General features: G+C 65.8%; 1 protein-coding gene. It reads left to right on the top strand.

What is annotated here, in order from left to right:
- The coding region (locus AC0KVN_RS27690; RefSeq protein WP_483656861.1) for an XdhC family protein at nucleotides 1-260 on the top strand (260 nt) is incomplete at both ends.

The raw sequence follows: 260 nt of genomic DNA, 5'->3' as shown, positions 1-260 counted from the left end.
ACCCACGATCCCAAGATCGACGATCCGGCGCTGTTGCATGCGCTGGAGCGCGACTGTTTCTACATCGGCGCGCTGGGCTCGCGGAAGACGCATGGCAAACGTCTCGAGCGTCTGAAGGCCCAGGGTGCGAGCGACGCCGCGCTGGCGCGTATCCACGCGCCGATCGGACTCAATATCGGTGCGGTGTCGCCCTCGGAGATCGCGGTCGCTATCATGGCCGAGATTACAGCGCGGCTCCGGCTTCCTGCAGACACGCCCCT

The sequence above is a fragment of the Sphingobium sp. SG1 genome, from assembly GCF_057063145.1.
This window is presented reverse-complemented; position numbering and strand designations above follow the sequence as displayed.